We start from the raw sequence: 11,324 nt of genomic DNA on the forward strand, positions 1-11,324 counted from the left end.
CATTAAGTATAATTAGAAACTAAAATACTTAGAAAAAAGAAAAAAGAATGAATATACTAAAAGATTTATTTACTGATTTAGAAAACTTATTAAACTTACTGAATGATTTTGATTACAGTAAGTTAATATTATTGACAATTACATTGTCAATAATCTATTTAATTCATGTTATTATCTTAAGTAAATATTATAAAAATAAAATAAATAAGTCAAAAATTACACTAAAAAAAATAAACTTAGAAGCTACTTTAAATAACAAAAGACAATATATGTTAAGAATCTATTTAATAATATTTTCTTTTGTTTCATTCTTTATTATTTCAAATAATAATTTAACAGTAATAATCCCTGTATTATCAGCATTGATCTTGATTTCACTCTTTTCAATGAAAGAACAATTAAATAATATATTTTTAGGTCTTGCATATAAATCATCCATTTCAACAACATTATATGAAGGTATGGAATTTTATTTTAAAGATAAACCTAATGAAGTTTGTAAAATATCAAAAGTTAATTTATTTAAATCAATATATAGAAATGAGATGACAGGTCAATTATTTTCACTTGAAAATAGAGCCCTAAATGAAATAGAAATAATTCATAAAGCTATTAAAGATTTAGACTATTTAGAATTTAAATATACAGTTAAAAATGATTATCCTTTAGAAGAGTATGTAGAAGAAACAAAAGAAAAATTAAACTCATTAGTGAAAAGAGTTGATGTAGATTTTAATACTCTAAGAGAGACAATACTATCTCTAAAATCTAAATATAATACAACACCATTTTTAAAACCATTTTATACGATAGATTTAGAATTTGGTATAAAAGAAGATGTAATTATAAAAATAAAAGTAACTACATATAAATATGATTATAATAACTACTTAGATGATTTATTAAGATTTAGACCAAAGACAGTAAAGCAAATAGTTTAAAAGCCCACTTTTTATTCCAAAATTCCTTAAGGTTTATGGAACTTTGCAGTTTTTACTTTTTGAACACTTTGTGGAACATGAAAACTAAAATGAGAAGTTCGTGCTCCAAATATAAGAGGTTGAGGAAGAGACTATTCAGAATTTTGTGTCCTATTTCTTGTTGCCATATCACTAGATAGCTAACGTATGAAAGATATAGGATATTGGTTTTCTATTATTCATAAGTTTACATTTCAATTAGTATTCTTTGAAAAAATCCTAAACGTCCTTGTTAAATTGGGTCTGACATGTATTTTTTCTTCATTTATTTTTCACTAAGGGGAAATGATGTAAAATATAAATAAAACATTATATTATTATTTTGTTTGAAACATAAAGAGGTTAACTATATGTTTAAATATAATAAAATGATTATTGCAAGAGAGAATCATCCTTCTTTAGTTGTATAGAATACTTTGTGATAATTCATTTATGCTACCTTTTTTCTTCTATTCTGGGTTTTTACATTAAGTTATTTTTTTTATTTATGATAAAAAGACTTTTTGTTTTTGAGTATTTATAAGATATAAATGTACCTTTTGTTAAATTTATTAAATAATAGTTATACATAAATTAAATAGGATCCTTATGATTTCAAAATATATCAAAAACTACATCATCTATTTTATTATTTCATATACTTTAGTATTTGGAATTATTTTTTTAATTAGTTATAACTTTTTCATTAATGATTTTATTTCTCTAGAAAAAATACAAAACAAAAGTAATATAAAAACTTTTCTAAATAATATAAATAACGATCTTAAAAATCTAAAAAATATTACAGAAGATTATTCAAAATGGGATGATGCCTACACATTTATAGAAGGTAAAAATGAAGAATTTATTTATGAAAACTTTAGAGAAGGTTCTGGAACTCTTGGAAACCTAAATATTGATACAATAATCTATTTAAATTTTAAAAATAAAGTTACATATTCTACTTATTCAAATAAAAATTTGGAAGATAAAAAAAAGAATTTTGAGAGTTTTTTAATTAATAAGTTTAAAGAAAAACAAAATCTGGACACCATAATAAATTATGATTCTACTTTCTTATATTTCTCAAAGAAGGAGATTCAAAAGAGTGATAGAACAGGAGATAGCAGAGGTTACTTAATAACAATAAAATCATTAAATGATATATTCTTTGATAAAAGCTATACGATATTTAAAGATATAAAAATTAATAATGAGAAAACATTAACTAATGACTTAAAACTAGATTTGTCTACTCTTAAAAATGTAAAAATAAAATTTGATACAACTTCAAATAAAATCATAAATTACATTCAATTTTTTGACTATAATGATAAATATATTATTTCAATAATTGTATCAAATCCGCGAGATATTGTAAATAATGGGGAAGAAACTATTTATATGTTTAACTTAATTGTTTCTATTATTTTATTCTTATTTTTCTTATTTTTCTTTAAAAATCAATATTTAATTCAAACTCAAAATGATACTTTAAATAAAGAAGTTGAGAAAAGAACGGGGCAGCTGGATAAAGCACTTAGAAAAGTAAATGATAAGAATAAAGAGCTTTATACTCTTGCTAATATAGATTCACTTACAAAAATCAGAAATAGAAGATGTTTTTTTATAGATAGTAACCAAGCTTTAAAAAAAGTAATTAAAAATAAAGAAACTCTTTGTATTTTAATGATTGATATTGATAATTTCAAGTCTGTAAATGATACATATGGACATGCTATTGGAGATGAAGTATTAATAAAACTTTCTGCAATAGTTAATTCTGTAATTGATGATGAAACAATTTTTGGAAGAATTGGTGGAGAAGAGTTTTGCATAACTTTTTATAATAAAAGTTTAGATGAAGTAACTAATATCTCTCAAGAAATTAGAAATAAATGTGCAAATACTCTGATAGAAATAAATAATTATAAGTTCAAATTTACAGTTTCTATGGGATTAAGCTGTAACGGCAATTTAACGGATATTGATAAAATTTTGAATAAATCTGATGAATTATTATATGAAGCAAAAAAATCAGGTAAAAATCGATTAGTTAGAGTCAATCGATTAAATATCTAAAACTATTAAATATGATTGGAGAAGTACTTATTCTTTTGCCATTATATAAGAAAGTAAAGGTCTCTTTATGAGAGTAGATTGATTTTCCATTCTCTTCTCGTAATAATGTTAATATTTTTTCTGATCTGGTCGCAGTTTATGGGACATAAAAAAATACTAAATATATTGGAATCTGCAATGTAGGTAAACTCTTATTTTAAAGATGAGTTATAAAAATATGTATATACAAGTTTCCCCAACCTGTACCTTTTGTGAATGTTCAACAATTCAACTCTTTTTGGAACAAGCTTTTTATTAGTAAAAACTGCTCCAAGAGTAAGAGGTTATTTATCTAAAATATTAATTGAACAGGCATAAAAAAATCACATTCTAAAATTCCATTATTTAATAGGTTTTCCGGATTTTTATATTCTACATATGCAGGAAAGTTTCTAACCTCATAATTTGAATCAGGAAGCCATTTTATATATGCTAAATGCATCATTTTATAAAGGTCTTTATGCTTACATGTAAATTTAAACTTGGCAAATCTACCATTACTTATAATACATTTTCCTACTTTACCACTTCTAAATGCATCTGATTTTGTTTGGATACAAGCTAAATATCTAGCTTCATTATATGGAGAAAAAGAAGGATGATTATGAAACAATCCAATATACCTATGTGGTTCATTTAAAATACCTATAGACTCAGACCATTCAATCATATGATTCCAAATATCACTCATATCATCTTCATATCCATATACTCTCATGTACATCATTGGGATTTCATCTTCTTTTACTATTTCAGGGGCTTTTATCTCAATATTATCATCCACTTCTATCATGGATATAGAGTCATTTGAACTTTCTTCATAGCCACCTTTTCTCCACTGTTTTGGAGTCATTCCAAATTTCTTTTTAAATGCTGATGTAAATCCAGTTGCTGTTGAAAAACCTGAGTCCATTGATATTTGTTCTATAGTTTTATGTTGATTGTAAAGTAAAAGGTTTGATGCTTTTTCTAGTCTTGTATTTCTTATATAATCATTTACATTTTGGCCTACAATATCCTTGAATATTCTATGAAAGTGAAATATAGAATAACCGCTAACTTCTGCTAAGTCTTCAGCTGTTATATATGAATCAAAATGATTGTGTACATATACTAAACTTAAGTTTATTTGTTCTAGATGTGATTTATTAGTTGTTGATTTTTTCATAGTACAATTTTAACTTGCATATAAACATAAGTACCTTAAAAAGTTAAATTATAATAGATGAGATTCTAAAAATCGCACAAATGATTGATTTTATTAGCAGAAAATCTATTTTTTAAAGCCTTTAATAAATATATAATACTCTCATATAATAACAAAAGGAAAAAAATGAAATTAAGAAAAATAATATTAGGTTCAGTATTAGCTTTATCAACATTAACATTTGCAGATAATTTAAAGCAAGTTAAAGAGACAGAAGTTTTTGCAAAGTTCCACGAACATAGACCTGGAAACATGGCTATTTCGAATGATGGTAGAATTTTTGCTACAAATACACCATTAATAACTCCTGAGACAAAAGTATTTGAACTTTTATCAAATGGAAAAACTAAAGCATATCCAAATGATAAAGTATCTCATGGAAAAGATTCAACAATAAAAGCAACTATTGGTATTAGAGTTGATAAAAACAATAACCTTTGGGTTTTAGATATGGGTGTAAAACAATTTGTTGTATGGAATATAAATGAGAATAAATTAACTAAAACAATTAAAATTCCAGAAGAAGTTACTACACCAACTTCATTTTTACAAGATTTTGTTCTTGATGAAAAAAGAAACAGAGTAATTATCGCAGATATGACTCAAGGAGATTTAAAAAGTGCTCCAACTCCTGCCTTTATTGTTGTAGATATGAACACAGGAAAAGCTTCAAGAGTTGCACAATCACATGCTTCAATGATGCCTGAAATTGAAGGTGGATTTGCTTTAAATCCAATCGCACTTGATCCTAGTTTTGAATGGCTTTATTTTGGAGCTTTGAATGGTAGAAAAGTTTATAGAGTAAAAGCATCTAGCTTTGATAATGAGAAAGAAGTAGCAAACAATATTGAATATTATGCACCAAAAGCTTTTAGTGATGGAATGACAGTTGATAAATATCAAAATATTTATAGTACAAATATTGAACAAAACGCAATTGGTTTTTCAAATGATAAAGATGGATACAAAATCATTGCAAAAGTACCAGCAGGACAATCATGGCCAGATGGCTTAGTTGTAAATGAAAAAGATGGATACCTTTATGGAACAGTTGATCAATTAAATAGAACAGCTGCATTAAATGGTGGTAAAGAAGAAGGTACTGGAACTTATATGATTGTAAGAACTCCATTAATTAAAAAATAAACAAAAGGAAAAAACATGAAAGCAATAGGATTTAAAAAATCATTTAAAATAGAAGAAAATGAAAGTTTAATTGAAATAGAAAAAGATATGCCAAAAGCAGTAGGTTTAGACATTGTTGTTAAAGTTAATGCTGTTTCAGTTAATCCTGCAGATGCAAAGATAAGAATTAGAACAGCTCCAGATGCACAACTTGAAACTGCAAAAATCATGGGATATGATGCTGTTGGTATTGTTGAATCAATTGGTGAAGAAGTTAGAAACTTTAAAATTGGTGATAGAGTATTTTATGCAGGTGATGTTACAAGAGATGGTTCAAATGCACAGTTTCAAGCGGTTGATTCAAGAATAGTTGCACTTGCACCTAAAAGTTTGAATGATGCACAAGCTGCTGTTATGCCTCTTACATCGCTAACAGGTTATGAAGCACTATTTGATAGATTAAAAGTTAATCCCCATGAAAAGAAAACTATTTTAATCATTGGAGGAGCAGGAGGTGTTGGTTCAATTACAACTCAAATTGCAAAAGAGTTAACAAACCTAACTGTAATTACAACTGCTTCAAGAAAAGAAACTATTACTTGGTGTAAAGAAATGGGTGCAGATGTAGTTGTAAATCATAAAGATTTAGTAAACTCTGTAAAAGAAGCTGGCTTTGAAACTGTTGATTATATTTTTAATGTAGCAGATACAAAAGGTCACTGGGATTCAATGGTTGAACTTATTGCTCCTTTTGGAATGATTGCGTCTATTGTTGAGTTTGAAGGTGGAGTTGATTTAAGTATGCTTCAAGGAAAAGCAGCTGGTTTTGTATGGGAACTAATGTTTACAAGAAGTCTATTTAAAATGGATGATATTGCAAGACAAGGTGAAATATTAACAGATATTGCAAACTTAATTGATTGTGGGAGAATAAAGACAACTCTAACTCAAACAATAAATGGTTTTAGTGTAGAATCATTAAAAGAAGCTCATAAAAGAGTTGAAACAAGTACATCAATAGGTAAATTAGCTATTGATTATACTAAATAAAAGTTTTCGCACAAATGTTTGATTTTATTAGCAGATTATCACTTTTTTTACTCTACTAATACAGTTATAATACTCTCATATAAAAAAGAAAAGAAGGAATTTAAAATGGCACAATTAACAATCGTTGCAAATATTATTGCAAAAGCGGACAAAATAGAATTGGTAAAAGCTGAGCTTTTAAAACTTATTGATATCACAAGAGCAGAAGAAGGTTGTATTAACTATGATTTACACCAAGATAATGAAAATAAAAACCACTTTATGTTTTATGAAAACTGGGAATCTAGAGAATTATGGCAAACACATATGGGTAATCAACATTTAGCTGATTATATGGCTGCTACTGATGGTGCTGTTGATGAGTTCATTTTAAATGAAATGACTAAAATAGCATAATTACTAATTAAAAAGATGGTACGAAAGTACCTCTTTTTTTATTATGGCAAGTTAAATATATAACTTGCCATAATAAAGAAAGAATAAGGAACTAGTATGAAATTTACAGGAATAACATATAGACCACCACCTGAAGCAAATACTCTTTTACTTCAAGTAACAGCAGGTTGTGCACATAATAATTGTACTTACTGTTCTATGTATACAGATGTAAAGTTTAAAGTAGAAAAATTAGAGCAAATTGAAAAAGATTTACAAGAAGCACAAAAACTTTATAAATCAGAAACAAGAATATTTTTAGTAAATGGCGATGCTTTTGTTTTAAGTGCAAAAAAACTAAGAAAAATATCTGATTTAATTCTTAAATATTTTCCAATGATGGAAACTATTACAATGTACTCTTCTATTAGAAATATAATGACTAAAACAGATGAAGAGTTAAAAGATTTAAGAGATAACTATAGAATCAATGACCTTTGGGTAGGAGTTGAAACTGGTGATGCAGATGTTTTAAAATCTTTTAATAAAGGTTATACTATGGATGATACATATACTCAACTTAAAAGACTAAAAACAGCTGGTTTTGATTATAACTGTAAATTGATGTTAGGAACTGGTGGAAGAGGAAAAGGTATTGAGGTTGCACAAAAAACAGCAGAGTTAATAAATAAAACAAAACCAAAAATGGTTAGGGAAACAACACTTGGCTTCTTTGATGGCACACAGTTACAAGAGGATGTTAAAAATGGAAAGTTTTTACCGGCAACTGAATTAGAAATATTAGAAGAACAAAAAAAGTTAATTGAACTAATTAATGTTGAGGATACTCATTTTGCAAGTAATCATTATATAAATGCAGTAAGTGTTAATGGTTTTCTTCCTATTCAAAAAGAGAATATGCTAAATAGCATTAATTCTTTTATAAATAATGCTGATACAAGTTTTTTAAATAGTGTAGCAGCAAGGCAGAGTTTATAAGATAATTGGTTTTCTGATAAAATAAATAAATGGAAATATAATTGAATCCATTTAATTTAATAATAGATTTTAAAAATATACGAGATTCTTAACTCCCAAAATTTATCTGAAATTTTTGATATAAAAATTAATTTACAAAAAGAAAGGGAAAGATATTACATCAAAAATATAGATGATATCTAGTTATTTCTCAAATAAGACATCAGTTCTTATTATATATTTTACGCCAGATAAGATTTTATCTGAACTATGTAAACAGTGTAAAGGATGCATTCCATGAGGAAAACATAAAACTCCTCCTGTGGGTGTTCTTATATTTTCTATTTTTGAATTTGATAAATTTCGAGCTGGCTTTGAAGGATTTTCTTCATCAATATAAAACTGAGTTGCACCACCTTCAAACTCTTCATTTAATAGAATTAAAAATGACATTTGACTAAATCTATCTGGATATGCATCTGTTATTAACCTATTATCTTTTACTGAACTACCAGGCCAAGCTCCGTCTGTATGAACTTTAAAAAAATCACCTTCATCATATTTATAAAATCTAAACCTTTTGTTTATTCCTAAAACTTTTTACCATTAAAAATAGAGTCTTCATCACTCATATATTCTTTAACTCTATTCCAAATAATATCATGAGTCATATCATCAATAATCCACGTAAGACTATTATTATGTCGAACACTTCTTGGTAATGATACCGCTGCATCTTCTAAGTAACCTAATTTTTCTGTTTGTATTATAAACCTATTACACTCTTCTTTTGTTAAAATATTAAGAACTTGAAATGATCCTGGTATATTTGAAAGATTTATTCGTTTTATATTTTGAGTTATATTTTCGTCAAGCATTATTGGATTATTATTTGTATTAGCCCATGCCGGAATATTATGATTCTCTGCACCAGCTTCTCTTGCTACAATATAAAAATTGTTTTCTAAGTTTTTCATTTAATTCTTCTTAAAAAGAAATGGCTATCTTACCGATATTATTGCCACTTTCAGTAAGTTCATGTGCTTGCTTTAAACTTTTAACACTAAAACCTTCAATTGTTTTACTAAGCGTAGTTTTAATTTTTCCCTCATCTACTAAAGAAGCAATTTGACTTAAAATATTACTTTGTTCTCTAATATCTTCAGTATTAAACATAGCTCTTGTAAACATAAATTCCCAGATAAAAGTTACTGATTTTGGCTTTAATTTATTGATATCTACGGGTTCTGTTGTATCAACAATTGAACAAATTTTACCTTGTGGAGCAATAAGTTCAGCCATTGCATCCCAGTGAATTTTTGTATCTGCTAAATTGAAAATATAATCAACAGTTTCAAAGCCAGCTTCTCTAACTGAAGTTAATAAATCTCTATGATTAACAACAATATCAGCTCCCATATCTTTACACCAAGCACTTGTTTCTTCTCTTGAAGCTGTTGCAATTACAGTAAGTTCCGTAGTTGCTTTTGCAATTTGTGTTGCAATTGAACCAACACCTCCTGCTCCACCAATAATTAAAATAGTTTTTTTCTTATCTTTTTTGATATTCATTCTATCAAACATTGCTTCCCATGCAGTAAGAGAGGTAAGAGGTAGAACTACAGCTTCTGTATCACTAATTGTAGTTGGAGCAAGTGCAACAATTCTTGAATCAATTAATTGAAATTCACTATTTGAACCATTTCTTGTAACATCACCTGCATAAAATACTCTATCACCAACTTTAAAGTTTGTAACATCAGAACCAATACTATCTACAATTCCTATACCATCATAACCTAGAACTTTTGGATTTTCTAATACAGTATCTTTAACTGCATTTGCTCTAACTTTTGTATCAACTGGATTCATAGAAACAGCGTTTACTTTTACTACAATATCAAAGCCATTTGCAGCTGGTTTATTCATTTCAAACTCAACTAGACTCTCTTCATGATTAATTTCGTGTGATGTTTTAATTCCTATTGCTTTCATATTCTTCCTTTATTATTATAGATTAAAAAATTATCTATTATTTCTCTTCTTGAACTTTTTAAAAAAGACTTTAAGTCTTTTAAAAAAATATTTCTTTTCTCTAAATTCATATTATCAAAATTGATTTTTATTGAACCTGATTCTAAAATAGTAATATTTAAACCTCTATTAAAAAAATGTTTATTTGCTAATTGCGAAAAAGGCGGAAATATTTCAATACTATTATTATATGTTAGAGCTGGTAAAAACTCAAATCCTGATATAACTATCTGTTCATTACTCTTTGTCATTGGTGTTCTACTCATAATATTCTCCTTAATTTTTCTTATTATTATAATCAATAAGATAAATTAATTCTTTATCCTATATTCTTTCTTTATTATCCTAAATTACTATTTTTATATCTTCTGATATAATAAAATTATGAAAAAAGATACCAAACATATACGAGCTGATATTGTAAACAAATCTCTTAATTATATTTATAAATATATAGATACAAATATTACATTAGAAGAATTGGCAAAATTAAATAGTGTAAGTAAGTCTCACTTTCTTACAATTTTTAAAGAAGAAATAGGAGAAAATGTTTTTGAAAGAGTTACCTCTATAAGACTTCAAAAGGCTGCAAATCTTCTTATTACTAATAAATTTTCTACAATTAGTGAAATAAGTCAATCATGTGGATATGCTTCTCATACTTCTTTTATAAAAGCATTTAAAAAACGTTTTTCTTATACACCTTCTCAATGGAAAAAGGGTGCATATAAAAATTTCACAAAAGAAAAACTAGATTTAGAAGAAAAATTTTATGAGAAGTTTAAAGATTTAGAGCCTAAAATAGAAGGAGTACCCACTCGAACATGTGCTTATATTAGGCATAAAGGTTATGATGGAGTTGAATTATCAAAGTTATGGCAAAGACTTATGGCATATGCGTATGAAAAGGATATTAAAAATGCTACACAAATTGGTGTTTATCATGATAATACAATTATTATTCCATATGAGGAATGTAACTATATAGCAGCATTAGAAGTAAATGATGATTTTATACCTACAAACTCAATTAGTAAATTTGAAGTTATAGAATCGTTATGTGCAATTTTTCACTATGAAGGATCATATGGTGATGTATGTAAGTTAATGACTTATATATATCAGTATTGGATGCCAAATAGTGGCTATGAAGCTATTACACTACCTGCTTATGCTATTTATCATAAGAATCATTATTTAGCGGGTAATAAAACATTTATTTTAGATTTTTATGTACCTGTTCGTGTAGTGTAATGAAACCTTATAATATTCTCTGTTCCTAAGCTTTACTATATTAGTAGTATAGAAAGATTTATTTACAAATGATTATACAAATGTCCAATAACCTGTAACTTTTAAAATTTTGTGTCCTATCTTTTGTTGACAGATCAAAGTTAAAATAATAAATTAAACATCCATTAATTATTGATTGTCAATCAGTTAGTTGAGACAGGTTATACTTTTACATAACATAA

General features: G+C 26.5%; 12 protein-coding genes. 7 read left to right on the top strand and 5 right to left on the bottom strand.

Translation table 11 applies throughout. The annotated features are described in order from the left end of the window. The first annotated feature begins 47 nt into the window (after positions 1-47). Together KO488_RS09490 and KO488_RS09495 are read left to right on the top strand one after the other, a co-directional pair. Positions 48-941 carry a hypothetical protein gene (locus KO488_RS09490; protein ID WP_216058562.1) on the top strand — a complete coding sequence of 298 codons (894 nt, stop codon included), beginning with the start codon at positions 48-50 and terminating at the stop codon, positions 939-941. A 627-nt stretch (positions 942-1,568) separates the two neighbouring features. Further along, positions 1,569-3,041 (top strand): diguanylate cyclase, encoded by a 1,473-nt coding sequence (locus KO488_RS09495; protein WP_216058563.1) that lies wholly within the window; start codon positions 1,569-1,571, stop codon positions 3,039-3,041. 331 nt (positions 3,042-3,372) lie between these two features. On the opposite strand, the gene KO488_RS09500 is transcribed toward KO488_RS09495, so the two are convergent. Beyond that, positions 3,373-4,248 carry an AraC family transcriptional regulator gene (locus tag KO488_RS09500; protein ID WP_216058564.1) on the bottom strand — a complete coding sequence of 292 codons (876 nt, stop codon included), beginning with the start codon at positions 4,246-4,248 and terminating at the stop codon, positions 3,373-3,375. A 165-nt stretch (positions 4,249-4,413) separates the two neighbouring features. On the opposite strand from KO488_RS09500, the gene KO488_RS09505 reads away from it, so the two are divergent. From KO488_RS09505 to KO488_RS09520, 4 genes are all read left to right on the top strand, one after another. Continuing rightward, complete coding sequence (locus KO488_RS09505) at positions 4,414-5,433, top strand: L-dopachrome tautomerase-related protein (RefSeq protein WP_216058565.1); 1,020 nt, start codon at positions 4,414-4,416, stop codon at positions 5,431-5,433. A 15-nt stretch (positions 5,434-5,448) separates the two neighbouring features. Continuing rightward, positions 5,449-6,462, top strand: coding sequence for a zinc-binding alcohol dehydrogenase family protein (locus tag KO488_RS09510; RefSeq protein ID WP_216058566.1), 1,014 nt, complete (start codon positions 5,449-5,451; stop codon positions 6,460-6,462). A gap of 105 nt (positions 6,463-6,567) precedes the next feature. Continuing rightward, positions 6,568-6,858, top strand: coding sequence for a putative quinol monooxygenase (locus KO488_RS09515; protein ID WP_216058567.1), 291 nt, complete (start codon positions 6,568-6,570; stop codon positions 6,856-6,858). Between the two features lie 96 nt (positions 6,859-6,954). Next, entirely contained in the window at positions 6,955-7,836 is an 882-nt protein-coding gene (locus KO488_RS09520; protein ID WP_216058568.1) for a radical SAM protein, read from the top strand. Positions 7,837-8,019: 183 nt separating this feature from the next. Here KO488_RS09520 and KO488_RS09525 read toward each other — a convergent pair whose 3' ends face one another. The 4 genes from KO488_RS09525 to KO488_RS09540 form a co-directional block, all read right to left on the bottom strand. Next, positions 8,020-8,268, bottom strand: coding sequence for a hypothetical protein (locus tag KO488_RS09525; protein ID WP_216058569.1), 249 nt, complete (start codon positions 8,266-8,268; stop codon positions 8,020-8,022). 137 nt (positions 8,269-8,405) lie between these two features. Further along, on the bottom strand, positions 8,406-8,792 hold the full coding sequence (locus tag KO488_RS09530; RefSeq protein WP_216058570.1) for a hypothetical protein: 387 nt from the start codon (positions 8,790-8,792) through the stop codon (positions 8,406-8,408). A gap of 10 nt (positions 8,793-8,802) precedes the next feature. Next, positions 8,803-9,810, bottom strand: a complete 1,008-nt coding sequence (locus KO488_RS09535; RefSeq protein WP_216058571.1) for a zinc-binding alcohol dehydrogenase family protein — start codon at positions 9,808-9,810, stop codon at positions 8,803-8,805. Next, positions 9,807-10,115, bottom strand: coding sequence for a hypothetical protein (locus KO488_RS09540; protein WP_216058572.1), 309 nt, complete (start codon positions 10,113-10,115; stop codon positions 9,807-9,809). Before KO488_RS09540 ends, KO488_RS09535 begins: the two co-directional genes overlap by 4 nt. A 118-nt stretch (positions 10,116-10,233) precedes the next feature. Here KO488_RS09540 and KO488_RS09545 point away from each other — a divergent pair, with 118 nt between their 5' ends. After that, positions 10,234-11,103, top strand: coding sequence for an AraC family transcriptional regulator (locus KO488_RS09545; RefSeq protein WP_216058573.1), 870 nt, complete (start codon positions 10,234-10,236; stop codon positions 11,101-11,103). Positions 11,104-11,324: the final 221 nt, after the last annotated feature.

Origin of the sequence: Poseidonibacter lekithochrous, assembly GCF_018861145.1 — a bacterium.
In the GTDB taxonomy this organism is placed as follows: Bacteria; Campylobacterota; Campylobacteria; order Campylobacterales; family Arcobacteraceae; genus Poseidonibacter; species Poseidonibacter lekithochrous_A.